Raw genomic sequence first — 24,069 nt, forward strand, 5'->3', positions numbered from 1 at the left:
GAATTACGTCGGACAGCGGTTATGTCTTATGCCGCCTTATGCCGCACGGGCCAGCGGCTGTGCCGCCGGCTCGCGCCGGGACGTGCCAATCGCATGCACGCTCCCCGCACCTGCCCCTGCGCTCGTCTGGAAGACGGACACGGCCGCGCGCAGCTCCTGCGCCTGCGACTCCATCGCGCCGGCGGCAGCCGCCGCTTCTTCCACGAGCGCCGCGTTCTGCTGCGTCACCTCATCCATCTGCGTCACCGCGCGATTGACCTGTTCGATGCCGCTCGACTGCTCGGCAGATGCCGCCGAGATCTCGCCCATGATGTCCGTCACGCGTTTGACCGCCTGCACGATCTCTTCCATGGTCTGACGCTGACGCGTCACGAGCGCCGTGCCGTCCTGCACGCGGCGCGACGAGTCTTCGATCAGCGCCTTGATTTCCTTGGCGGCCGACGCGCTGCGCTGCGCCAGCGTGCGCACTTCGCCTGCGACCACGGCGAAGCCACGACCCTGTTCGCCCGCACGCGCCGCTTCCACTGCGGCGTTGAGCGCGAGGATGTTCGTCTGGAAAGCGATGCCGTCAATCACGGCGATGATGTCGACGATCTTGTTCGAGCTAGTGGAGATGCCGTCCATCGTCGCCCCGACCTGCCCCGAGACTTCGCCGCCACGCGTGGCGATTTCCGATGCATTCACCGCCAACTGGCTGGCCTGACGCGCGTTGTCGGCGTTCTGACGCACGGTTGCCGTGAGCTGCTCCATCGACGAAGCGGTTTCTTCCAGCGACGCGGCCTGCTGTTCGGTACGGGCCGACAAATCGGTGTTGCCTGCCGCGATCTCGTGCGCCGCCGTGGTGATCGACTCGGTCCCCTGACGGATCTGCGAGATGGTCTCGGCCAACGTGTGCTGCATGCGTTGCATGGCGTAAAGCAGGCTGTGCGTGTCGCCCGGGGCCACGTTCACGTGGCTGTGGAGATCGCCGCTGGCGATGCGATGCGCGATGCCCGCCGCGTACTCCGGCTCGCCACCGAGGCTGCGCTGTACGTTGCGGATGATCACGAGCATCGCCGCCGTCACAATGCCGCCGATCAGCAGAAGTGCAATGCCGAAGCGAATGAGCGTGGCGTAGAACGCCTCATCGACGTCCTGCACGTACACGCCGCTCATCAGACCCCAGTCCCAGGGCGCGAAGTATTTCACGAACGAGACTTTGGCCATGCGCTTGTCGCTGCCCGCGATACGGCCGTAGTAGTCGACGAAGCCGGTGCCCTTATCCTTGGCCACACGGGCCATTTCGACGAAGAGCAGCTTGCCGTTCGTATCCTTGTAGTTGGAGACGTCTCTGTTCACCAGATCCGCGAGTGTCGGATGCATGAGGACGACCGGCTTGGTGTTGAAGATCACCACATAGCCGTTGCCGCCTTCGCCGTAGCGCATGACTTTCAGTCGCGCCATGGCCTGTTGTTTCGCCTCGTCGACGGTGATCTTCCCGGCCGCTGCCTGCGCGGCGTAGTCGCGCAGAATGCCATCGGCACTCGTGACGACGTTTTCCACTGCCGCGCGCCGCTCCGACATCATCGTGCTGCGCTCGTGAAAGGCAGCCCAGCCACCGAGAATCAAAAGCCCCAGCCACATAAGCGCGAGCGCCGACCAGAGTTTTGCCTTGAGACTCAACTGCATCATGATGTGACCTCCACTACCCGCCTGCCGTGGCGCTGCATGAGATGCAGTGCGCACGACGGCTTTGTCTTACCGATTGTTGCCACTTGCCGACACGCCCCTCGGGGTGCCCGGCGGTACTGAGTCGCCGGGCGAGGTGCGTGCACCGTTCCTATAGGTACTGCTTTGTTGCCGCGTGCATTGAGGCACGACGGCAACCGTCTCGTCATACGATCAGAAGGTTTCCCAATCGCCGTTTGCGTCGTCCGTGCCCGTGCGGGAAGCGGCCGGTGCAGCAGCAGCCGGTGCAGGCTTGCGCAGCGGTGCCGGTGCGGGCGCCGCCTTCGGTGCAGCGGCCGACGCCGGTGCTGCCGATGCGGCGGGGGCTGCGGCCTTCTTCTTCACCGGCGTCGGGCGCGCGGCAGGGGCTGCCGACGGGAGCGCCGCCAGCGCCGGGGCTGCGTAGCCCGTCGCGACCTGGCTGGCGTCCACACGGAACACCGAGACCGTCGTCTTCAGACGATTGGCCTGCTCTTCCAGCGAACCGGCGGCCGCTGCCGCTTCTTCCACCAACGCAGCGTTCTGCTGCGTCACTTCGTCCATCTGCGTGATCGCGCGGTTGACCTGCTCGATGCCGCTCGACTGCTCGGCAGACGCTGCCGAGATCTCGCCCATGATGTCCGTCACGCGCTTCACGGCCTGCACGATCTCGTTCATCGTGTGGCCTTGCTGTGCGACGAGCGCCGTGCCGTCCTGCACGCGACGCGACGAATCTTCGATCAGCGCCTTGATTTCCTTCGCGGCGGCCGCGCTGCGCTGTGCCAGCGTGCGCACTTCGCCCGCGACCACGGCGAAGCCGCGACCTTGTTCGCCTGCACGCGCCGCTTCCACCGCAGCGTTCAGCGCGAGGATGTTCGTCTGGAACGCGATGCCGTCGATCACGCTGATGATGTCGACAATCTTGTTCGAGCTGGTCGAAATGCCGTCCATCGTCTCGCCGACCTGGCCGGAGACCTGACCGCCACGCGTGGCGATTTCCGAAGCATTCACCGCCAGTTGGCTGGCCTGACGCGCGTTATCCGCGTTCTGGCGCACGGTCGCCGTGAGTTGCTCCATCGACGACGCGGTTTCTTCCAGCGATGCCGCCTGCTGTTCGGTACGCGCCGACAGATCGGTGTTGCCTGCGGCAATCTGCTGTGCCGCCGACGTAATCGACTCGGTGCCCGAGCGAACTTCCGCCACGGTGCGCACAAGACTGTCCTGCATGTGCTTCACGCCCTTGAACAGGCGTCCCGTCTCGGTCTCGTTCCACACGTCGATGCGTTGCGTGAGGTCACCACCGGCGATCTTCTCGAAGTGACGGATCGCGTCGTCGATCGGGCCGACGATGGCGCGCGTGAGCGTGATCTGCGTGATGATGCCGACGATCAGGCCGAGGCCCAGACCGATGCCGACCATCCACATCACCATCGTGTAGCGGGCCTGTGCGGCCAGATAACGGTCTTCGGCGTTCTTGACCTGCAAGTCGGCCAGCGCGGTCATCGCCTTCGTGTAGTCGGCGAACAGGCGCGGCACGTCCATCACCGTCTTGGCATGGAAGTCGGGGATGTCGCCCGATTCGATGGCCTTAAGCGCGGGGAGGATGCCGTCGTTGTTGACCTTGCCGCGTGCCGCGATGACGGCGTCGGCGAGTGCCTTCTCGCCGTCGTTCATCGGCAAAGCGGCGTAGCTTGCCCACGAATCGTCGGCCTTCTTGAGGTTGTTGCGCACACTGTCGATCGCCGACTTGATCTCAGTCGGATCGGCGATGAACTCGATGCGCGAGAGCGTCACGCGTGCGCCCAACGTCGAGATCGTGGTCTGTGCCAGCGATCGCGCCGATGCCATGTCGTTCGTGTAGATCTCTTGCAGCGACGCATTGCTCTGTCGCAGCGAGACGAGACCCACCGCAGCGCCCACGACCAGCAGCACCATGAAGAGTCCCAGCGCCAGCGTAAGCCGCGCCCGGATGGTGACATTCTTAAACATAACGACCTCTACCCCGTGAAGACCGGCCCGTAGCCGGTTGATCCATCACAACAATCTCGTCTCTTTGCACCAACAAACCGTCAAAACTCTTCCCAGTCGCCCGGGTCGCTCGCCGCGTTGCTCGACTTCGTATTCGAAGACGACCCCGTCGCGCCGTCGGGCTGTGCCTTGCCCCGGCGCGCCGCCAGTTGCAGCACCTGCGCATCTTCTTGTGCGTTGGCTGCGGGTGCGCTGGCCTGCGGACGGCGCGTAGCCGTTCGCGTGGCAGCGCCGCCAGCGCTTGCGCGAGCAGGCGCGGCGCAGGCGTTGTTCTGTGCGGCTACCGGTGCCGCTGACGCTGCTGCCACCGGCTTCGCGACCGCCTGACGCACAGCGGCCGTGGCTTGCGTTTGCTGAACTTGCTGCCCTGCACCGTTAGCCACGCGGCGCACCGTCGGTGCGCCAGCGGCCTGAAGCGCGTCGCCCACCCGGAAGACGGACACGGCGTCGCGCAGACGATGCGCCTGATCTTCCAGCGATCCCGCCGCTGCCGCCGCTTCTTCCACGAGCGCCGCGTTCTGCTGCGTCACTTCGTCCATCTGCGTCACGGCGCGGTTGACCTGTTCGATGCCGCTCGACTGCTCGGCAGACGCCGCCGAGATCTCGCCCATGATGTCGGTGACGCGCTGCACGGCCTGCACGATCTCGTTCATCGTCTGACCAGCTTGCGCCACGAGGGACGAGCCGTTTTCCACGCGTCCCACCGAATCTTCGATGAGCACTTTGATTTCCTTCGCGGCGGCCGCGCTACGCTGTGCCAGCGTGCGCACTTCGCCTGCGACCACAGCGAAGCCACGTCCCTGCTCGCCCGCACGCGCCGCTTCCACGGCGGCGTTCAGCGCCAAAATGTTCGTCTGGAACGCAATGCCTTCGATCACGCTGATGATGTCGACGATCTTGTGCGAGCTCGTCGAGATGCCTTGCATCGTGTCGACGACGTTGCCCACCACCTGACCGCCACGTGCAGCGATCTCCGAGGCGTTCACGGCCATCGCGCTGGCCTGACGGGCGTTGTCGGCGTTCTGCTTGACGGTGGCCGTCAGCTGCTCCATCGACGACGCCGTCTGCTCCAGCGACGCCGCCTGTTGTTCGGTACGCGCCGACAGATCCGTGTTGCCTGCGGCGATTTCACGCGAGGCGATGTTGATCGATTCGATGCCTTCGCGCACATCGGAGACGATGGACAGCAGGCTGTTCTTCATGACCGACAGGCCGAACAGCAACTGGCCGATTTCGTCGCGGCCCACGCCTTCGGCCTTGCCGGTGAGGTCGCCCGCCGCGATCTGCTTCGACATACCGAGGGCGACGCGCAGCGGATGGTTGATCGCACGACGCAGGATGCTGCCCAGCAAGAACAGCACGACGATGCCGCCCAGCACTGCGACGACCGTCGCCGCACGCACGATCGTGTGTTCTTTCTGCGACTGCTGATACAGATCGGTCGCCTGCGTGAGTTCAAGACGCGTCAGCGCGTTCAGCTCGTCGCGCATCGGCCCGTAGGCCGGTTTCACTTTTTCGAGGTACGTCTGTTGTGCGCCTTCGGCCGAACCGACGCGCAGCATCTCGACCGTCTGCAACAAGCCGTCGGACGTAAAGCGCTGACGAATCACATCGAAGCGCTCGGCTTGCGCACGCGTGCTGTCGTCGACCGTCTTCATGTACTCCGCCCACTGGCGGTTGATTTCGTCGAGGCTGCCCGCGATTTCGTCACCGGCGCGCTTCATCGCGTCGAGATTCGGACTGCCGACGGCTTCGGCGACCAGCAACACGTCGCGGTCGAGCTTCTGACCGATGACGCCGAGCGTGCTCACCGGCACCATGCCGTTGCGGTACACCTTCAACAGCTTGTCGTTGCTGCTCGACACGCCCCACAGCCCCAGGCCACCGACGATGGCGAGCAGGATCGCACCGAGCACGATGATGCCGGTCAGGCGTGCGCGCAGCGTGTCGAGACGCACACGGCGCGCGAGCGCTGCAATGCCGCCGCGCTCGACCTGACCGCCGCGAATGCGCAGATTGCCCGCCTGTCCGTTACGGAAGCGGGCGTAGATCGCTTCGGCCTGTGCCGTAGCACCCGCAGCCGGGCGCACGCGCACGGACGTGTAGCCGACGACGGCGTTGTTTTCGAGCGTCGGCGTGACGGTGGCCAGCACCCAGTAGAAGTCGCCGTTCTTGCGGCGGTTCTTGACCAGCCCGGTCCACGTGTCGCCGCGCTTGATCGTCTCCCACAGATCGCCGAACGCCTCGGAGGGCATGTCGGGATGTCGAACGATGTTGTGCGGCGCCCCCAGCAGTTCATCACGCGAATAGCCACTCACCTCCACGAAGGCGGGATTGGCATACGTGATCCGCCCCTTGAGATCCGTCCGAGAGATCAGATACTGATGCTCGCCGATGACGAATTCGTTTTGGGTGACGGGCTGGTTATCGCGCACGTGCTCGGTCTCCGTGGACTGGGTGAGTGGGTTATGTCTGTAAGGGTGACGCGGCGGGTGTCTCGGCCCCGCCTGCGGTTAGTACATGAGCAACTCTGCCGACATGGGCGACGTCGGCAATGTCGCAGCCGGGCTTAGCTCCCCAGACGCTCGATGAGTGCCATGTCGTCGCTGGTCATCAGCTTTTCGATGTCCATCAGGATCAGCATGCGGCCTTCGACCGTGCCCAGACCCGTGATGTATTCGGTCGCCAGTTGTGCGCCGAACTCCGGTGCGGGCTTGATCTCGCCGCGTGCGAGCGTAAGCACGTCCGACACGCCGTCGACCACCATGCCGACCACGCGGCCCGCTACGTTCAGAATGATCACGACCGTCTGCGTGTCGTACTCGACGCGGCCCAGACGGAACTTGATGCGCATGTCCACGATCGGCACGATGATGCCGCGCAGGTTGATCACGCCCTTGATGAACTCGGGCGCGTTCGCGATGCGGGTGACGGCGTCGTAGCCGCGAATTTCCTGCACCTTCAGGATGTCGATGCCGTATTCCTCTTCACCCAGCGTGAAGACGAGAAATTCCTGACCGTCGCCATCGGTCTGCATGGCGCCTGCGTGGCGCGACACGGCCTGCTCTTGCGAAAGGTTGTCCATCTAACGCGTCTCCGACTTCAGTTGAAGATGGTGGCAGCGGCCGAGCGCTGGCCGCGCTGGAGCGCCGCCACATCGACGATCAATGCCACACTGCCGTCACCCATGATGGTGGCGGCGGAAATACCGTGAATACGGCGGTAATTGGTTTCGAGGTTCTTCACCACGACTTGCTGCTGACCGACCAACTCGTCGACGAGCAGCGCGAAGCGGCGGCCTTCGGCCTGGAGGATCACGATGATGCCCTGCGTCGGATCGAGGCGCGCCTCGGGCACTTCGAACGCGCGGTACAGCTCGACGAGCGGCAGATACTCGCCGCGCACCAGCACGACCTGGCCTTCGCCCGTCACCGCGCGGATATCGTCGCGACGCGGTTGCAGCGACTCCATCACAAAGTTCAGCGGCAGGATGAAGATCTCCGGGCCGACCTTGACGGACATGCCGTCGAGAATCGCGAGCGTGAGCGGCAGCACGATGCGGATCGTGGTGCCCTTGCCGCGCGTGGACAGAATCTCCACGTGGCCGCCCATCTGCTGGATGTTTCGCTTCACGACGTCCATGCCCACGCCACGGCCCGACACGTCGGTCACGGCTTCGGCGGTAGAGAAGCCCGGCGCAAAGATCAGTTGCCACACTTCCTCGTCCGCCATCGACTCGGACACGTTCATGCCTTGCTGCTGCGCCTTGGCGAGAATCTTCTCGCGGCGCAGGCCTGCGCCGTCGTCGCTCACTTCGATCACGATGTTGCCGCCCTGATGCGCAGCCGACAGCACCAGCTGACCGACCGGGTCTTTGCCCGAAGCCAGACGCTGTTCCGTCGTTTCGATGCCGTGATCGAGACTGTTACGCACCAGGTGCGTGAGCGGATCGATGATGCGCTCGATCAGGCTCTTGTCGAGTTCGGTCGCCTGACCGAACGTCACGAGTTCGATCTGCTTGCCGAGCTTGGTCGCGAGATCGCGCACCAGACGCGGGAAGCGCGAGAACACGTAGTCCATCGGCATCATGCGGATGGACATCACCGCTTCTTGCAGGTCGCGCGCGTTGCGCTCCAGCTGACCCATGCCGTTGAACAGGCGGTCGTGGAGCATCGGGTCGAGGCTGCTTGCGGTCTGCGCGAGCATGGCCTGCGTAATCACCAGTTCGCCCACGAGGTTGATGAGCTGGTCGACCTTCTCCACGCCCACGCGAATCGAGCTGTTCTCGTGACCGGCAGCGCCGCCTGCGGCGGGTGCTGCGGCACGCTTCTCCGGCGGATGCTGCGCACCACCACCGCCCGAGGCGGCTTGCGGGACAGCAGGCGGAACGACGATCGGTTCGGCGGCGGCCGGCGGCACGACGGCTTGCGGTGCTGCCGGTGCGGCTGCGGCCGGGACTTCGATGGGTGCCGAAGCCGCCGGGGCCGGAGCGGGTGCCGGTTCGAAGATTTCGACGGTTTGAACTGGCGCGGCCGGAGCAGCCGGTGCAACCGCTGGCGCAGCTGGTGCGGCGGGTGCGGCAGCAACGGCGGACGCGTCCTGCACGTCGATCTGCGACGGTTCGATCACGAAGCAGCACACGGCGAGGATGTCGTCGGCGTCGCAGGTGGTGTCGAGCCACAGGTGCAGTGCGTCGCCCACGGTATTGCGACCGGCAACGGCGCCGAGGTTGCCCAGTTCTTCCGCGAGCAACGCCTGATCTTTTTCGCCCACACCGGAGAGCGTGACTTTCAAGCGCTTCTGACCCGGCGGGATGTCGCTGGTCGGCGCACCGCTGGCGTCGACGGCCGGGGCCGCTTCCGCTGTCGGCGCCGCAGGTGCGGGCGCAGGCGCCGCCGCCGGGGGCGGTGCGAAGGGCGAGGTCGGCGCGGCGGACACCGGCGCACCGTCGCCTTCGGCGGCGAGTTGCTGGAGCACGGCGCAGATGCGCTTCATGGCCTCGGCATCGGGTTCACTGGAGGCGCGGTAGGCATTCAACTGTTGATGCAACACGTCTTTGGTTTCCAGGAAGGTGTCGACCATCTCGGTGCGCAACTGCAATTCGCCGCGACGGGCGCGGTCGAGCAGGTTCTCCAGCAGGTGCGTGGTCTCGGTGAGCGCGGTGAAGCCGAACGTCGCGGCGCCGCCCTTGATCGAATGTGCGGCCCGGAAGATCGCGTTGAGTTGCTCGTTATCGGGCGCGCTTACATCGAGCGCAAGCAGGAGGTGCTCCATCTCTGCGAGCAACTCTTCCGCTTCATCGAAAAAGGTCTGGTAGAACTGGGTGATATCCACCGGTTTCCTCGTCCTAACTTGGTTGTGCCATCGACGCCATCGACTTCATCGTCATGCGCCTTCGCCGACGAGCGATGCGACCACGTCGACCAGTGCTTCGGGGTCGACCGGCTTGATCAGCCAGCCGCTGGCGCCCGCTTCGCGGGCCGCCGTCTTGTATGCGCCGTCGACTTCCGTCGTCAGCACCAGAATGGGGGTCTCGGCAAACGCGTCGAGCTCGCGCAGCGCGCGAATGAGCGACAAGCCGTCCATGCCGGGCATGTGCTGATCGGTCAGCACCAGATCGAAGACCGCGTTCGTGGCGAGCGTCAGCGCTTCCTGCCCGTCGCGGGCGGTCGTCACGGCGTAGCCTGCTTCATCGAGCGTGGCCGCCAGGATCTGACGCATCGACGCGGAATCGTCGACGGCGAGAATCGTGTTGCGAAGGGCCTGCATGCGTCTCCTCTTGTCGGTTATCGCGACGCGCCGGGCGCCGTCGGGGCCGCCGGAGGTGCTGGCAGCGGGGGCAATCCCGGCATGGCCGGCCCGCCAGACATCTCGCCACTCATGGCGGCACTCACCGCGTTGCTGCCTGCGCCGCGCGCGTTTGCGGCGTCGATCGTCGGCTGATCCACCTCGTGCTTGACCGACTGCTCTGCGCGGCGGTTGAGCACGACGATGCTGATGCGACGGTTGATCGGGTTGTAGGCGTCGTCGCGATCGAGCGGCACCGTGGAGGCCAGGCCCACCACGCGCAGCACCTTCTCGCCATCGAGCCCGCCTGCGATCAGTTCGCGACGCGACGCGTTCGCGCGGTCCGCCGACAGTTCCCAGTTGCTGTAGCTCTTGTCGCCCTGCGCGTACGCCGTAGCGTCGGTGTGGCCGGACAAGCTGATGCTGTTGGGTACACCGTTGAGCGACTTGCCGATTTCACGCAGGATGTCGCGCATATACGGCTGCACCTGCGCACTCGCATTGGCGAACATCGGCCGGTTCTGATCGTCCACGATCTGGATGCGCAGCCCCTCGGTCGTCACGTCGATCAGCAGTTGCTTGCGGAACTGTTTGAGCGTGGGGTTACTTTCGATCGCTTTCTCGATGCGCGCTTTGAGATCGCGCAAACGTTGTGCATCGGCACGCTCAGCCATTTCGGCGGTGGTCGCCTGACGCGAGCGCGTCTGGTCGCCGCGCGACTTCTGACCGTCGGTACGTGTGGTGTCGGTGCCGCCGCCGGGAATCACGCCGCTGTTGTCGGCGGCGTTACGCCCCCCCGTGAGCGCCACCTTGAGCGGCGTGCGGAAGTATTCGGCGATCCCCGTCAGTTCCTTGCTGGTCACCGAACTCAGCAACCACATCAGCAGGAAGAACGCCATCATGGCCGTCATGAAGTCGGCATAGGCAATCTTCCACGCACCGCCGTGGTGGCCGTGCCCGCCGGCTTTGCGGCGCTTGACGATAATGGGCCGCTCGTCTTTCTCGCTCATTTCTCGCGCCCGTCAACGTGCCTTGACCTGTCGCACGTGCTCTTCGAGCTCGGCGAACGACGGACGTACGGTGGAATAAAGCACCTTGCGGCCGAACTCGACCGACAGGGCCGGTGCGTAACCGTTCAGGCTGGCGAGCAGCGTGACCTTGATGCACTCGTAGAGCTTCACCGATTCGTTGATCCGGTGTTCGATGAGCTGCGCCAGCGGCGAGATAAAACCGTAGGCGAGCAGAATGCCGAGGAAGGTCCCTACGAGGGCCTGTGCGATCAGGGCACCGAGCACGGCCGGCGGCTGGTCGGCCGAAGCCATCGTGTGCACCACGCCCATCACGGCCGCCACGATACCGAAGGCCGGCATGGCGTCACCCGTTTTTTGCAGACAGTGCGCGGGCACTTCGCCCTCGTGACGGTACGTTTCGATTTCGTGATCCATCAGGTTCTCGATCTCGAATGCATTCATGTTGCCGCTGACCATCAGTCGCAGATAGTCAGTGAGGAATTCCATGATGCGCGGCTCGCCGAGAATGCGCGGGTATTGCGAGAACACCGGGCTCGATGCCGGATCTTCGACGTCTCCCTCGATGGCAAGCATGCCGTCCTTACGCGCTTTCGCGAGCAGCACGTACAGGAGCGCCATCAGCTCCATGTACAGCTCTTTGGTGTATTTCGAGCCCTTGAACAGCATCGGCAGCGCTTTCATCGTCGCTTTGATCGCCTTGCTGTTGTTGCCCACCACGAACGAGCCGACGCCCGCGCCACCGATGATCAGCAGCTCGGTCGGCTGAAACAGCGCGCCCAAGTGGCCCCCGCCAATGACGAAGCCGCCAAAGACCGATGCCAGAACGATGATGTAACCAATGACGACAAGCACTGCCGGATACCTCTCGCAAAAATACGTCTACGGAAAATTGTCCTTCCTGTTCAGAGGGCTTAACGGCAGACACGCAGGGAAACTGTAGGGGCGGGATTACCTCGATACGCTCGGTGAGGAAGGCTCCGATCAGGCGGCTAACGGCGAAATCGCGGCATCCGGCTCACCCGACGCCACGGCGGGCGCGAGATCGGCGGCATGTGCGTGCTTCGCTTTCCGGGTCTTTCCGGCGCGCGACGGCGGCGCGCACAGTCCGCAAACGTACTGGCCATGCGGCTCGTGCGCGTGCGTGACGAAGTGGCCGCCGCAGCGGGTGCACGGCGTCATCTGCAGCATCTTGCTGTCGAAGAAGCGAACGAGCGTCCACGCGCGCGTGAATCCGAGCACCGCTTCCCAACCGTGCAACTCCACATGCTCCAGGTACAGGCGGTAAGCCTTGACGATGGCTTCGATGCCCTGGCATCCGCCGTATTGCACGAGGTGGCGGTAGATGTTGTGGAAAAGCGACGAGTGGATGTTCGGCAGCCACGTCACGAACCAGTCGGTCGAGAACGGCAGCATGCCCTTGGGCGGCGAAGCGCCTTTGAGCTCTTTGTAGAGTTTGATGAGTCGATCACGGCTCAGGCTCGTCTCCGCTTCCAGCAACTGGAGGCGGGCGCCGAGTTCGATCAGCTCGATGGCCAGCTGAATTTCGCGGGCCTCGAGGACGACGCTTTTGGTACGCATATACAGGCTTCCTGGCAAATCACGCCAAGCGCGGCCCCGATGACATCAGGCTGCGCGAGGCGTGCGTCGCGTATGTCGTACGCTCAGCCGATCTGCTCGACGGGCTGACCCGCGAGCAAAATCGAAGCGTGTGACTGCTGCATACCCACGTCTTTCGCACCGTGCGTAAGGGTCGAAAGAATCACGTGGTCGTCGAATCGAAATCGGCACAGAAGCTGGTTCGACCCCGCGAACTTTACGAGCTGAGCCAGTGTGAGACTGCCGAGCACGTCGGCAAGCTGGTCGCTGATGCCCAGGCGGAACATTGCCGCCGCGCGATCCTCACGGATCAGGCGCTGAGCCAGGACTAGGTAGGAGAGATTCAACTCACGAATCTCGTTCAGTGTTTCGCTGTTTCGCATGCGGCCCCCCGGCGCAATGGATGAATCTGGCGGTACTACTGTCTATTCCCTCGCATTGTGGACAAGGGCGAAAGATAAAGAAATCGGAGAAAAACTACAGAAAGGGGCGAGAAAAGCGGAAGTTTATTGTAGGAATTTTTCCTACATGAGCGGCGCGCAGGGATCCTACGACGCGCTCGGGGGGAACGTTCGATGACAGAGTGTGACGGCTTCATGAAGATGTCACGAAGCTGCGCTCTACTACTTGACTGTATTTCGGCGGACTTTTGCCGAACTTTAGGCATCCTTGCAAAAAATTTCAGGGGACTTATGCAAGGGATGTCTGGATCGTACTTTGCCTATCGAGCGGGCACCGGAACAGAGCAATTACAAAGTGTTACAGATGTAGTGCCGCTCGCCGAATCTCAGGTTTGGAAGCATTGTTCTGCTGCCGGTTCCCGTCGTCTCGCCGGAATCGGGAAGCGACATCTTACAAATCCTTCCCGACGGGACTGTCCCGTTATCCCCAATTCCGTCGTTTCGACAGCCAATCTCAAACAGACGTCAGAAACCGCGCAACGTTCCCGACACCGCGAGAAATGTTACGCGTGATGCGTTTGGACGGCGTTCAGAGGGTGTTCGGGATGTCTTTGGCGCCTGTCGCTCAGGCCGCGCCTGCTGCGGGCGGCAGTGCGGGTTTAGCGCGTCGGATCAGCACCGTGTGGAAGCCCCACGACAGCACACCGCATATCGCCATGACGGCCGCCATCGGCACCGCCGAGCGGGCGTGCAGCAGGCCAACCGCCGCACCGGCGCTGGCGGCCGCGAGGAATTGCAGCGCGCCCAACAAGGCAGACGCCGCACCGGCACGCTGGTGCTGCCGGTTGAGTGCCTCGGCGATAGCGTTCGGCTGCGAGAAGCCGAGGCTCGTGACGAAAGCGAACAACGGCACCATCAATCCGATCAGCCCGCCAAGCCTGAGCGCCGCCACGGCAAGCATCAGCAGACCGAGAATCGCGACCAGATTGTTGGTACGACGCAACACGTCGGCCGGACGCCGCGTACGTAACAGATACGCGTTGATCTGCGAACCGCCGATGATCCCGCAGGCGTTCAGCCCGAACAGCCAGCCGTAATGGGCCGGATCAACGCCGTACAGATTGATGAAGACGAACGGCGAGCCCGTGATGTACGCGAACATGCCCGCCTGCGACACGCCGCCGGCCAGCGCATTGCCCATGAATTCGCGGTCGCGCAGCAAAGTGCCGTAGTTGTGCCACGCCGTCATCAGCCAGTTGCGCGCCTGCTTCGCGGCCTGACGCGTCTCCGGCAGCCAGTAGGCCGCCATGCCGAAGCACATCGCACCGAAGACCGTCAGCCCCCAGAAGATCCAGCGCCAGCCCACGAACATCAGCACCTGCCCGCCGATCAACGGGGCGAGGATAGGCGCGGCACCCATGATGAGCGTCATGCGCGACAGCACACGCGCCACCGTCGACGTATCGAACAGGTCGCGCGCCATGGCCCGGGCGATCACGAAACAGGCACATCCGCCAACCGCCTGGATGAAGCGGCTGACGATCAGCGTTTCGATGTTGGGGGCGAGCGCGCATCCGGCAGACGCGAGCGTGTAGAGCGCCAGTCCGGCGTAGAGCGGACGCTTGCGTCCGTACCGGTCGGCGAGCGGGCCGTGCAGCAACTGGCCGAGGCCGAGCCCGATGAAGAACGATGCGAGGGAGAATTGCGCCGCTGCATCCGTCGTGTTCAGTTCGCGCGCGATGCTCGGCAGCGCAGGCAGATACATGTCGATCGACAGCGAGCCGATGGCCGACAGAATGCCGAGGATGAAAACGGTACGGAAGGTGTGGGAGGGCGCGGACGCCGTGGCAGCGGACATTGGGCGAGGCCTAGGGTAATCCCGAATGATACGGCATTCGCCCCGAGTTCGCTTAAAAATTGGGCAGGGATATCGTCCGATCGATCCCCTGCCCTGATGCCTTCATTCGGCAGCGATGCCGTCAGGCCGTCTTCTCTTCGTGCAACCCAAGCGATTCGACCATCTTCTCGCGCATGATGAACTTCTGCACTTTGCCCGTCACCGTCATCGGCATTTCGTCGACAAAACGGATGTAACGCGGGATTTTGTAGTGCGCGATCTGATCTTTGCAGAAGGTGCGGATGTCGTCCTCCGTCGCGCTCTGCCCCGGTTTGAGCACGATCCAGGCGCAGACTTCCTCACCGTACTTCGCGTCGGGCACACCGAACACCTGCACCGCCTGCACCTTCGGGTGACGGAACAGAAACTCCTCGATTTCGCGCGGGTAGATGTTTTCGCCGCCACGAATGAGCATGTCCTTCACGCGGCCGACGATGTTGCAATAGCCGTCCTCGTCGAGCGTCGCTAGGTCGCCCGTGTGCATCCAGCCGTCGCGAATCGCTTCGCGCGTGCGTGGTTCATCGTCCCAGTAGCCCTGCATCACCGAGTAGCCCTTCGTGCACAGCTCGCCCTTCTCGCCGACCGGCACGATCTCGCCCGCGACATCGACCAGCTTTACTTCCAGGTGCGGCTGCACGCGGCCGACGGTCGTCACGCGCTTGTCCAGCGGGTCGGTCGTAGTGGTCTGGAACGACACCGGGCTCGTTTCCGTCATGCCGTAAGCGATCGTCACTTCGCTCATGTGCATCTGGTCGATCACGCGCTTCATCGTCTCGATGGGGCATGGCGAGCCAGCCATGATGCCGGTGCGCAGCGTGTCGAAGTGATAGTTGCCGAAGTCCGGATGATCGAGCTGCGCGATGAACATCGTCGGCACGCCGTGCAACGCGGTGCAGCTTTCCTCCGAGACGGCGGCCATCGTCGCCTTCGGATCGAACGCTTCGCCGGGGAAGACCATAGTCGCGCCCGTCGACACACAGGCGAGCACCGCCAGCACCATGCCGAAGCAGTGATAGAACGGCACCGGAATGCACAGGCTGTCGTGCTCCGAGAAGCGCATCGCCATGGCGATGTAACGACCGTTGTTGACGATGTTGTGGTGCGTGAGCGTGGCACCCTTCGGGTTGCCGGTCGTGCCGCTCGTGAACTGGATATTGATGGGGTCGAAGCAGTCGAGCGCGTCGGAGATCTTGCGCAGCGTGGCGAGGTCGGCGTCTGCACCGAGCGTCACCACGTCGCTGAAGTTCATCATGCCGGGCGTGTGCTCCATACCCATGCGAATGATGGTGCGCAGCGTCGGAAGTTTCTCCGACTTCAGCTGGCCGGGGGCGCACGCGACCAACTCGGGAGCCAGCACGTTGAGCATGTCGAGATAGCGCGACGACTTGAACGACTCGGCCGCGACCAGCACCTTGCAACCGACCTTGTTGAGCGCGTACTCCAGCTCGGCCAGCCGATAAGCCGGGTTGATGTTCACGAGAATCAGGCCCGCGCGCGCGGTGGCGAACTGCGTGACCAGCCATTCGACGCGATTGGGCGACCAGATGCCCACCCGGTCGCCCTTCTTCAACCCGAGCGCAATAAGGCCGGCGGCAAAGGTGTCGACATGCGCGATGAACTCACGCCACGTCCAGTCCACGCCCTGCTCGCGGAACACGACCGCCTGCCGTTCGGGAAACTTCGCCGCCGTCTCGGCAAGCAGTCCGAATACCGTCAACGTCGAAAGCGGTACGGTGGTCTCACCCTTCACATACGACAGTCCATTACGAGGTACAACGCCCGCACCTTCCCGGCTTTCCATGCTTTTGTCTCCTGAAGCAATGCTGAAGTGGTGAATGCTGTCGCGCGACGATGAACGGCTTCATATAACAATAGCGCGTCACGCTGAGTTGACGTTTACGTTAACGTAATTTGAGTGACGGATCGAGTGGGGATGGCCCTGAGTGAATGGTAAGACGCACGTCATTCGGCGCAAGCACGACGGCACGCAAGACCTCGACGCAAAACAAAAGCCCCACACATTCGCATGTATGGGGCTTTCGCAGACATTGCGCGGCGCGAGGCCAGCGCAACGCCGGTGTTACTTCGTGCGACGCAGCTTCTGGATTGCAGCGAGTTGGGCGATCGCTTCGGCCAGTTCGGCTTGAGCGGTTGCGTACTCGATGTTCGAATCCTTGTTCGACATTGCTTCTTCTGCACGACGCTTGGCTTCGTTAGCCTTCGCTTCGTCCAGATCCTTGCCGCGAATCGCGGTGTCGGCGAGCACAGTCACCGTGCCCGGCTGCACTTCGAGAATGCCGCCTGCGACGAAGACGAAGTCCTCGTTGCCTGCTTCGTCCTCGATGCGAACCGCACCCGGCTTGATGCGCGTGATCAGCGGCGTGTGGCCCGGCAGAATGCCGAGCTCGCCGGCTTCGCCGGGCAGCGCGACAAACTTCGCCTTACCCGAGAAGATCTGCTCTTCCGCGCTGACGACGTCTACGTGAATGGTTGCCATAATCGCTCCCGTTGAGTGTGATGAAGCGGCAGGCGCGCCAGTCCGGACGTTGCCGCCCTCGCCTCGCTACCCCGCCCCGCAACAGTCACCTGCCGAGCTGCGGTGGCGCCTCTTGCGAGACACCGCCGTCGCCCGGCACTCAACCGTTTACTGCATCTTCTTGGCTTTTTCGAACGCTTCGTCGATCGTGCCAACCATGTAGAACGCTTGTTCCGGCAGGTGGTCACATTCGCCGTCGACGATCATCTTGAAGCCGCGGATCGTTTCCTTGAGCGGAACGTACTTGCCCGGCGAGCCCGTGAACACTTCTGCCACGTGGAACGGCTGCGACAGGAAACGCTGGATCTTACGAGCGCGGGCCACGGCCAGCTTGTCGTCCGGCGACAGTTCGTCCATACCCAGAATCGCGATAATGTCGCGCAATTCCTTGTAACGCTGCAGCGTCGATTGCACACCACGGGTGACCGCGTAGTGCTCTTCGCCAATCACGTTCGGGTCGATCTGACGCGAGGTCGAGTCGAGCGGGTCGACTGCCGGGTAGATACCCAGCGAGGCGATGTCACGCGACAGAACGACGGTGGCGTCCAAGTGACCGAAGGTGGTTGCCGGCGACGGGTCGGTCAAGTCATCGGCAGGCACGTACACGGCTTGCACCGACGTGATCGAGCCGGTCTTGGTCGACGTAATACGCTCTTGCAGCTTGCCCATTTCTTCAGCCAGCGTCGGCTGATAGCCCACGGCCGACGGCATACGGCCGAGCAGTGCCGACACTTCGGTACCGGCCAGCGTGAAACGGTAGATGTTGTCCACGAAGAACAGCACGTCGCGACCTTCGTCACGGAAGTGCTCGGCCATCGTCAGACCGGTCAGTGCGACGCGCAGACGGTTGCCCGGCGGCTCGTTCATCTGGCCGTAGACCAGTGCGACCTTGTCCAGAACGTTCGAGTCCTTCATTTCGTGGTAGAAGTCGTTCCCTTCACGGGTACGCTCGCCCACACCGGCAAACACCGAATAACCGCCGTGTTCCTTGGCAATGTTATTGATGAGTTCCATCATGTTCACGGTCTTGCCCACACCGGCGCCACCGAACAGACCCACCTTACCGCCCTTGGCGAACGGGCAGATCAAGTCGATAACCTTGATACCGGTTTCGAGCAGTTCCGTCGACGGCGACAGCTCGTCGAATGCCGGAGCCTTCTGGTGAATCGAACGGGTGTTTTCCTGGGCGATCGGACCGGCTTCGTCGATCGGACGGCCAAGCACGTCCATAATGCGGCCCAGCGTCGGCTTACCGACCGGCACCGTGATCGGCTTACCCGAGTTTTGCACCGTCATACCGCGGCGCAGGCCTTCGGAGGAACCCAGACAGATGGTGCGAACCACACCGTCGCCCAGCTGTTGCTGGACTTCGAGCGTCAGTTCCGAACCTTCCATGGTGAGCGCGTCGTAGATCTTCGGCATGCTTTCGCGCGGGAATTCCACGTCGATAACGGCGCCGATGCACTGTACGATTTTGCCTTCAATCAAAGCAGTACTCATCGCTTTTCCTTTAGATACTCAAATTCATTTCGCCTTGCGGCGCATCGGCCCGTGCCACCGCTTAAACTGCGGCGGCGCCACCCACGATTTCGGACAGTTCCTTCGTAATCGCTGCTTGACGGCCCTTGTTGTAGACCATCTGCAATTCACCGATCACGGTCTTTGCATTGTCCGACGCGGCCTTCATGGCCACCATGCGGGCGGACTGTTCCGACGCCATGTTCTCTGCGACTGCCTGATACACGACAGCTTCGACGTAACGCACCAGCAGGGCATCGACGACCGTCTTCGCGTCCGGTTCGTAGATGTAGTCCCACGAGTGCTGCGCCGGCACGGCGCTCGCGTCGTCCGACTCGCCTTCGAACTTCTCGGGCAGCGGCAGCAGCTGTTCGACCACGGCTTCCTGCTTCATCGTGTTGACGAAGCGGTTGTAAGCCAGATAAACGGCGTCGAGCTTGCCTTCGGCATACGCGTCGAGCTGCAGCTTCACAGCACCGATCAGCTTGTCCAGATGCGGCGTGTCGCCCAGTTGCACAACGTGCGATACCACCTTCGCGCCGATACGGTTCATGAAGCCGAAGCCCTTACCGCCGATAGCGGTGGCCTCGATCTTCAGGCCCTGTGCTTCGATTTGCTTCATCTTGCTCACCACGGCACGCAGCACGTTGGTGTTCAAGCCGCCGCACAGGCCCTTGTCCGTCGTCACCACGATGATGCCGGCCGCTTTCGCGTCCGCATGCTTCACCATGAACGGGTGGTGGTATTCCGGATTCGCCTGGCCCATATGCGCGGCGATCTGGCGCACCTTGTCAGCGTACGGCCGGGCATGACGCATGCGTTCCTGCGCCTTGCGCATCTTCGACGCGGCCACCATTTCCATGGCCTTGGTGATCTTGCGCGTGTTTTGCACGCTCTTGATCTTGCCGCGAATTTCCTTCATTCCAGCCATTGCTTACTCCTTGTCTCGGCGCGACGTTCGTTGCTGCCTGAACATCGCGCCTTCCCGGGTCCGTTGAATAGTTGCCGATTCAACCGGATTAGTAAGCGCCGGTCTTCTTGAAGTCCTTGATCGCAGCGTGCAGAGCAGCGTCGTCGTCCTTCGAGAGATCTTTGGTCTCTTCGATGCGGCCGATGAGCGCGCCATGGCTCGTCTTCAGAACTTCGCGCAGACCCTTTTCGAACGGCAGAACCTGAGCGATGTCGAGATCGTCCAGATAGCCGTTGTTGGCGGCGAACAGCGACACAGCCAGTTCCCACACTTGCAGCGGCGCGTATTGCGGCTGCTTGAGCAGTTCCGTCACGCGGCGGCCGCGCTCGAGCTGCTTGCGGGTAGCTTCGTCCAGGTCCGAGGCGAACTGCGCGAACGCAGCCAGCTCACGGTACTGTGCGAGGTCGGTACGGATACCGCCCGACAGCTTCTTGATGACCTTGGTCTGAGCAGCACCACCCACACGCGACACCGAGATACCGGCGTTGATTGCGGGGCGGATACCGGCGTTGAACAGGTCGGTTTCCAGGAAGATCTGGCCGTCGGTAATCGAGATCACGTTCGTCGGAACGAATGCGGTCACGTCACCGGCTTGCGTTTCAATGATCGGCAGTGCCGTCAGCGAGCCGCTTTGGCCCTTGACTGCGCCGTTCGTGAACTTCTCGACGTACTCTTCCGAGACGCGGGCAGCACGCTCAAGCAGACGCGAGTGGAGATAGAACACGTCACCCGGGTAAGCTTCGCGGCCCGGCGGGCGGCGCAGCAGCAGCGAGATCTGACGATAGGCCCAGGCTTGCTTGGTCAAGTCGTCATAAATGATCAGCGCGTCTTCGCCGCGATCGCGGAAGTATTCGCCCATCGTGCAACCGGAGTACGGTGCGATGAACTGCATGGCGGCCGAGTCCGAAGCGGTGGCGGTCACGATGATCGTGTATTCCATCGCGCCGTGCTCTTCGAGCTTGCGCACCACGTTCATGATCGACGAAGCCTTCTGGCCGATCGCGACGTAGACGCAGGTCACGCCCTTGCCCTTCTGCGAAATGATCGTGTCGATGGCGACAGCGGTCTTACCCGTCTGACGGTCACCAATGATCAGCTCACGCTGGCCGCGGCCGATCGGCACCATGGCGTCGATAGCCTTCGTACCGGTTTGCAGCGGCTGCGAGACCGACTTACGCCAGATCACGCCCGGGGCAATCTTTTCGATTGCGTCGGTTTCCTTCGCGTTGATCGGACCCTTGCCGTCGATCGGCAGGCCCAGTGCGTCAACGACGCGGCCCTTCAGTTCCGGGCCGACCGGCACTTCCAGAATGCGGCCCGTGCACTTGACGGTGTCGCCTTCGGAGATGTGCTCGTATTCGCCCAAAATCACGGCGCCGACGGAGTCGCGCTCGAGGTTCAGTGCCAGACCGAACGTATTGCCCGGGAATTCCAGCATTTCGCCCTGCATCACGTCCGACAGGCCGTGAATGCGGCAGATGCCGTCAGTCACCGAGATCACGGTGCCTTCGTTACGGACTTCGGCGCCGCTATCGAGACCTTGAATCCGGCTCTTGATCAGTTCGCTGATTTCAGAGGGATTGAGTTGCATATGTGCTCCTGATATTCAATTCTTCGCAGGCGTTTCGCGCCGGCCTCAGGCCGTCAGCGACGTCCGCATAGCCGCCAGGCGGGCGCGCACCGAAGTGTCCAGCACCTCGTCGCCAACCACCACACGCACGCCGCCGATCAGCGACGGGTCTACCGTCACGCTCGGGTTGAGCTTGCAGCCGAACTTGTGCTCGAGGCCCTTGACCAGCGAGGTCAATTGCTCGCCTTCGAGCGGGAAGGCGCTTTCGATCGTGGCGTCTGCCGAACCGGCAGCAGCGTTCTTCAACGCTTCGAACTGTTCGGCGATTTCCGGCATGGCAACCAGACGACCGTTTTCGACCACAGCGGCGACGAAGTTGCGCACTTCGGCGTCGGTCGATTTCACGGCAGTGGTCAGCACGTCGACAACTTGCGACGGCGTCACTTTCGGATCGTCGGCCAGGTTGGCCACTTCGGGCAGCGCTGCCACTTGCGACAGTTCACGCACGAGCTGCGCCCAGCGATTCAGATCGCCGGACTTGGCCACGCGGAACAACGCTTCGGCATACGGACGAGCGATGGTTGCGAGTTCGGCCATGATCAGAGCTCTGCCTTGAGTTGGTTCAGCAGGTCGGCGTGTGCCTTGGCGTCGACTTCACGCTTCAGGATCTGCTCGGCGCCCTTCACTGCCAGACCAGCCACGTCTTCGCGCAGCGATTCACGGACCTTGACGGCCTGATTCTCGGCTTCTGCTTTGGCGTTGGCGATGATACGAGCCGCTTCGGCTTGCGCCTGCGTCTTGATCTCTTCGGCCACGGCCTGAGCGCGCTTCTCGGCGTCGGCAATACGCTTCGCGCCTTCGTCGCGGGCTTCCGCGAGGGCTTGCGTGGAGCGCTTGTTGGCGGCTTCCAGTTCAGCCTTGCCCTTATCGGCAGCGGCCAGACCGTCAGCGATTTTCTTCGCGCGTTCGTCGATAGCCTTGATCAGCGGCGGCCACACGAACTTCATCGTGAACCACGCCAGGATCAGAAACACGACGGTTTGCGCGAACAGAGTTGCGTTAATGTTCACGGTGTTTCCTTTCGGTGATGCGAATCGATTGGCAAAACAGCGCGCCCCATTATGCCTGCTGGCTTGGGCGCGCCGTTCATGTCCAGTTGGCCGCGCGGGTCATGGCGCGACCGGCCGAAAGTAACTTAAGCGAGCTTCGACAGCAGCGGGTTCGCGAAGGCGAACAGCATGGCAACGCCCACGCCGATCAGGAATGCAGCGTCGATCAGGCCGGCCAGCAGGAACATCTTCGTTTGCAGCGGGTTCATCAGTTCAGGCTGACGTGCGCATGCTTCGATGTACTTGCCGCCCATCAGTGCGATACCCAGGCAGGCACCGATAGCACCCAGACCGATGATGATACCGATACCGATAGCGGTCAGACCCTGGATGTTGGCGATGAAAGCTTGCATGATTACTCCTTATGGATAGAGACTTAAAACTTGAAAATTTGAAAAACTAAACTTGGAAAACTCGTAACTACCGCATCGACCGATCAGTGATGGTCGTGCGCCTGGCCGATATACACCAACGTCAACATCATCATGATGAACGCCTGGAGCAACACGATCAGGATGTGGAAAATCGCCCATGCGGTGCCGGCAATGATGTGACCGACAAAACCCAGCACCGACGCATCTGCGCCAAAGCTCCAGATACCGCCCAGCAGAGCGATCAGCAGGAACACCAGTTCGCCGGCGTACATATTGCCGAACAGTCGCATACCGAGCGACACGGTCTTGGCACAGAATTCGATGATGTTGAGCAGCAGGTTCGGGATCCACAGGAGGAAGTGGTTACCGAACGGTGCGGTGAACAGCTCGTGCATGAAGCCGCCGGCGCCCTTGATCTTGAAGCTGTAGTACAGCATCAGAATGAGCACGCCGACCGCGATACCGAGCGTGCCGTTAAGGTCGGCCGTCGGAACGATACGGTGATGCGTGATGATGGAATCCAGACCCACCCAGCCGATCACCTTCGACGGCAGATCGACCGGCAGCAGGTCCAGAGAGTTCATGAGCGCGACCCAGACGAACACGGTCAGCGCGAGCGGGGCGATGAAGGCACGATTGCCGTGCACGATGCTCTTCGACTGGTCTTCGACCATTTCGACGAGCATTTCGACCGCAGCCTGGAAACGGCCCGGCACGCCCGAGGTTGCCTTGCGTGCTGCCATCCACAGAATGAAGCAGCCCAGAACGCCCATCGCGATCGACCAGAACATGGTGTCCCAGTTGATGATCGAGAAATCGACGATGCTAGTCTGAGTCGAGCTCGCAAGGTTCTGCAGGTGGTGCGAAATGTACTCCGACGGGTTCGGAGCGTGGCCGGCTTCTACTGACATAGCGATCAAACACCCAATTATGAAAATCCGCACACGGTAGCGTGTCGACGCGTGAGCGGTTTCTCACCGCTACTTCAGTGCCATCGCCAGCCAATAGGCCTTGAGCGTAAGCACGAAGGTGACCAGGAACGCTACCCACTGCACACCGGGGTAACCGAACGCTACTGCCACCAACAACGCGATCGTCGTAACTACCTTGACCGCTTCTCCCATCACTAACGAACCGACGGAGAGGCGATCACCTGACATTCTTAACCGCAGCGCAAACAATGCGCCCGGTATCCATCCAATCATTCCGCCCAGCCATGCAGACACCGCCGCGTCTCGTGGCGATGCCGAGAGCAACCACCAGGCCAGTGTCGCTATCAGCGACAACAGCACCTGGGCTCCCACCACCCTGAATGGAGTCACACGGGATGCGCGCCCCACATCGGGACCGAACAGGCGCTCGGCCTGCGCACGCGTGAGCGGAACGATAGTTTCTTGCTCCTGCTCGTCGTCCCAAGCCTCTGTTGCATGCGCCGGCGCTTGCGGTTTCGGTTCCAAGTTCGACCGGTTTTGATCGGTCATCTCGTAGCCTCCCCGCCCGACTCGTGCAAACGAATGGGCTCTTCAAGCAGTTAAACCCGCGAGATTTTACGGGAAATTACGAAGG

21 protein-coding genes are annotated in these 24,069 nt (G+C 62.5%); all 21 read right to left on the reverse strand.

Features of this window, described 5'->3' with window-relative positions; translation table 11 throughout:
- Positions 1 to 36: 36 nt before the first annotated feature.
- A complete protein-coding gene (locus tag NTU39_RS26420; protein ID WP_257958902.1) occupies positions 37 to 1,671 on the reverse strand; it encodes a methyl-accepting chemotaxis protein in 1,635 nt (544 codons plus the stop codon).
- 210 nt (positions 1,672 to 1,881) lie between these two features.
- Positions 1,882 to 3,675 (reverse strand): methyl-accepting chemotaxis protein, encoded by a 1,794-nt coding sequence (locus NTU39_RS26425; protein WP_150663684.1) that lies wholly within the window; start codon positions 3,673 to 3,675, stop codon positions 1,882 to 1,884.
- An 80-nt stretch (positions 3,676 to 3,755) separates the two neighbouring features.
- The gene (locus NTU39_RS26955) at positions 3,756 to 6,149 is read right to left on the reverse strand and encodes a methyl-accepting chemotaxis protein (RefSeq protein WP_150663685.1); all 2,394 of its coding nucleotides are present in this window, start codon (positions 6,147 to 6,149) and stop codon (positions 3,756 to 3,758) included.
- A 134-nt stretch (positions 6,150 to 6,283) separates the two neighbouring features.
- Positions 6,284 to 6,799: a chemotaxis protein CheW gene (locus NTU39_RS26445; protein ID WP_039394078.1), complete on the reverse strand. Its 516-nt coding sequence runs from the start codon at positions 6,797 to 6,799 to the stop codon at positions 6,284 to 6,286.
- Positions 6,800 to 6,816: 17 nt separating this feature from the next.
- The gene (gene cheA / locus NTU39_RS26450; RefSeq protein WP_246184533.1) at positions 6,817 to 8,988 is read right to left on the reverse strand and encodes a chemotaxis protein CheA; all 2,172 of its coding nucleotides are present in this window, start codon (positions 8,986 to 8,988) and stop codon (positions 6,817 to 6,819) included.
- Positions 8,989 to 9,099: 111 nt separating this feature from the next.
- Positions 9,100 to 9,483 (reverse strand): response regulator, encoded by a 384-nt coding sequence (locus NTU39_RS26455; protein WP_039394084.1) that lies wholly within the window; start codon positions 9,481 to 9,483, stop codon positions 9,100 to 9,102.
- A gap of 17 nt (positions 9,484 to 9,500) precedes the next feature.
- Positions 9,501 to 10,511, reverse strand: coding sequence for a flagellar motor protein MotB (gene motB / locus NTU39_RS26460; protein WP_150663687.1), 1,011 nt, complete (start codon positions 10,509 to 10,511; stop codon positions 9,501 to 9,503).
- 12 nt (positions 10,512 to 10,523) lie between these two features.
- Positions 10,524 to 11,384, reverse strand: a complete 861-nt coding sequence (gene motA / locus NTU39_RS26465; RefSeq protein WP_023598342.1) for a flagellar motor stator protein MotA — start codon at positions 11,382 to 11,384, stop codon at positions 10,524 to 10,526.
- 129 nt (positions 11,385 to 11,513) lie between these two features.
- Positions 11,514 to 12,110, reverse strand: coding sequence for a flagellar transcriptional regulator FlhC (gene flhC, locus NTU39_RS26470; RefSeq protein WP_150663688.1), 597 nt, complete (start codon positions 12,108 to 12,110; stop codon positions 11,514 to 11,516).
- An 83-nt stretch (positions 12,111 to 12,193) separates the two neighbouring features.
- A complete protein-coding gene (flhD, locus tag NTU39_RS26475; protein WP_010807753.1) occupies positions 12,194 to 12,511 on the reverse strand; it encodes a flagellar transcriptional regulator FlhD in 318 nt (105 codons plus the stop codon).
- 643 nt (positions 12,512 to 13,154) lie between these two features.
- Complete coding sequence (locus NTU39_RS26480; protein WP_257958903.1) at positions 13,155 to 14,387, reverse strand: Bcr/CflA family multidrug efflux MFS transporter; 1,233 nt, start codon at positions 14,385 to 14,387, stop codon at positions 13,155 to 13,157.
- 121 nt (positions 14,388 to 14,508) lie between these two features.
- The gene (locus NTU39_RS26485; RefSeq protein WP_257958904.1) at positions 14,509 to 16,227 is read right to left on the reverse strand and encodes an AMP-binding protein; all 1,719 of its coding nucleotides are present in this window, start codon (positions 16,225 to 16,227) and stop codon (positions 14,509 to 14,511) included.
- Between the two features lie 279 nt (positions 16,228 to 16,506).
- The gene (locus tag NTU39_RS26490) at positions 16,507 to 16,923 is read right to left on the reverse strand and encodes a F0F1 ATP synthase subunit epsilon (protein ID WP_039394093.1); all 417 of its coding nucleotides are present in this window, start codon (positions 16,921 to 16,923) and stop codon (positions 16,507 to 16,509) included.
- A gap of 147 nt (positions 16,924 to 17,070) precedes the next feature.
- Complete coding sequence (gene atpD / locus NTU39_RS26495; RefSeq protein ID WP_150663691.1) at positions 17,071 to 18,462, reverse strand: F0F1 ATP synthase subunit beta; 1,392 nt, start codon at positions 18,460 to 18,462, stop codon at positions 17,071 to 17,073.
- A 61-nt stretch (positions 18,463 to 18,523) separates the two neighbouring features.
- Positions 18,524 to 19,411 carry a F0F1 ATP synthase subunit gamma gene (gene atpG, locus NTU39_RS26500; RefSeq protein ID WP_150663692.1) on the reverse strand — a complete coding sequence of 296 codons (888 nt, stop codon included), beginning with the start codon at positions 19,409 to 19,411 and terminating at the stop codon, positions 18,524 to 18,526.
- A gap of 88 nt (positions 19,412 to 19,499) precedes the next feature.
- Complete coding sequence (gene atpA / locus NTU39_RS26505) at positions 19,500 to 21,041, reverse strand: F0F1 ATP synthase subunit alpha (RefSeq protein WP_150578083.1); 1,542 nt, start codon at positions 21,039 to 21,041, stop codon at positions 19,500 to 19,502.
- A 45-nt stretch (positions 21,042 to 21,086) separates the two neighbouring features.
- A complete protein-coding gene (locus NTU39_RS26510) occupies positions 21,087 to 21,617 on the reverse strand; it encodes a F0F1 ATP synthase subunit delta (protein WP_150578084.1) in 531 nt (176 codons plus the stop codon).
- A 2-nt stretch (positions 21,618 to 21,619) separates the two neighbouring features.
- The gene (locus NTU39_RS26515; RefSeq protein ID WP_039394107.1) at positions 21,620 to 22,090 is read right to left on the reverse strand and encodes a F0F1 ATP synthase subunit B; all 471 of its coding nucleotides are present in this window, start codon (positions 22,088 to 22,090) and stop codon (positions 21,620 to 21,622) included.
- 125 nt (positions 22,091 to 22,215) lie between these two features.
- On the reverse strand, positions 22,216 to 22,482 hold the full coding sequence (gene atpE, locus NTU39_RS26520; RefSeq protein WP_010807762.1) for a F0F1 ATP synthase subunit C: 267 nt from the start codon (positions 22,480 to 22,482) through the stop codon (positions 22,216 to 22,218).
- 83 nt (positions 22,483 to 22,565) lie between these two features.
- Positions 22,566 to 23,414: a F0F1 ATP synthase subunit A gene (gene atpB / locus NTU39_RS26525; protein WP_150663693.1), complete on the reverse strand. Its 849-nt coding sequence runs from the start codon at positions 23,412 to 23,414 to the stop codon at positions 22,566 to 22,568.
- A gap of 69 nt (positions 23,415 to 23,483) precedes the next feature.
- Entirely contained in the window at positions 23,484 to 23,984 is a 501-nt protein-coding gene (locus NTU39_RS26530; RefSeq protein WP_150663694.1) for an ATP synthase subunit I, read from the reverse strand.
- Between the last annotated feature and the right edge of the window lie 85 nt (positions 23,985 to 24,069).

This window comes from Pandoraea commovens, assembly GCF_024704525.1.
In the GTDB taxonomy this organism is placed as follows: Bacteria; Pseudomonadota; Gammaproteobacteria; order Burkholderiales; family Burkholderiaceae; genus Pandoraea; species Pandoraea commovens.

Excerpts from the sequence above, each read along its gene's own strand:
- NTU39_RS26455 (WP_039394084.1), bottom strand. The coding sequence starts at position 9,483 with ATGCAGGCCCTTCGCAACACGATTCTCGCCGTCGACGATTCCGCGTCG.
- NTU39_RS26530 (WP_150663694.1), bottom strand. The coding sequence starts at position 23,984 with ATGACCGATCAAAACCGGTCGAACTTGGAACCGAAACCGCAAGCGCCG.
- NTU39_RS26485 (WP_257958904.1), bottom strand. The coding sequence starts at position 16,227 with ATGGAAAGCCGGGAAGGTGCGGGCGTTGTACCTCGTAATGGACTGTCG.
- atpB (WP_150663693.1), bottom strand. The coding sequence starts at position 23,414 with ATGTCAGTAGAAGCCGGCCACGCTCCGAACCCGTCGGAGTACATTTCG.
- atpA (WP_150578083.1), bottom strand. The coding sequence starts at position 21,041 with ATGCAACTCAATCCCTCTGAAATCAGCGAACTGATCAAGAGCCGGATT.
- NTU39_RS26480 (WP_257958903.1), bottom strand. The coding sequence starts at position 14,387 with ATGTCCGCTGCCACGGCGTCCGCGCCCTCCCACACCTTCCGTACCGTT.
- cheA (WP_246184533.1), bottom strand. The coding sequence starts at position 8,988 with ATGGAGCACCTCCTGCTTGCGCTCGATGTAAGCGCGCCCGATAACGAG.
- NTU39_RS26420 (WP_257958902.1), bottom strand. The coding sequence starts at position 1,671 with ATGATGCAGTTGAGTCTCAAGGCAAAACTCTGGTCGGCGCTCGCGCTT.
- NTU39_RS26425 (WP_150663684.1), bottom strand. The coding sequence starts at position 3,675 with ATGTTTAAGAATGTCACCATCCGGGCGCGGCTTACGCTGGCGCTGGGA.
- atpD (WP_150663691.1), bottom strand. The coding sequence starts at position 18,462 with ATGAGTACTGCTTTGATTGAAGGCAAAATCGTACAGTGCATCGGCGCC.
- flhC (WP_150663688.1), bottom strand. The coding sequence starts at position 12,110 with ATGCGTACCAAAAGCGTCGTCCTCGAGGCCCGCGAAATTCAGCTGGCC.
- flhD (WP_010807753.1), bottom strand. The coding sequence starts at position 12,511 with ATGCGAAACAGCGAAACACTGAACGAGATTCGTGAGTTGAATCTCTCC.
- NTU39_RS26490 (WP_039394093.1), bottom strand. The coding sequence starts at position 16,923 with ATGGCAACCATTCACGTAGACGTCGTCAGCGCGGAAGAGCAGATCTTC.
- NTU39_RS26445 (WP_039394078.1), bottom strand. The coding sequence starts at position 6,799 with ATGGACAACCTTTCGCAAGAGCAGGCCGTGTCGCGCCACGCAGGCGCC.
- atpE (WP_010807762.1), bottom strand. The coding sequence starts at position 22,482 with ATGCAAGCTTTCATCGCCAACATCCAGGGTCTGACCGCTATCGGTATC.
- NTU39_RS26510 (WP_150578084.1), bottom strand. The coding sequence starts at position 21,617 with ATGGCCGAACTCGCAACCATCGCTCGTCCGTATGCCGAAGCGTTGTTC.
- motB (WP_150663687.1), bottom strand. The coding sequence starts at position 10,511 with ATGAGCGAGAAAGACGAGCGGCCCATTATCGTCAAGCGCCGCAAAGCC.
- atpG (WP_150663692.1), bottom strand. The coding sequence starts at position 19,411 with ATGGCTGGAATGAAGGAAATTCGCGGCAAGATCAAGAGCGTGCAAAAC.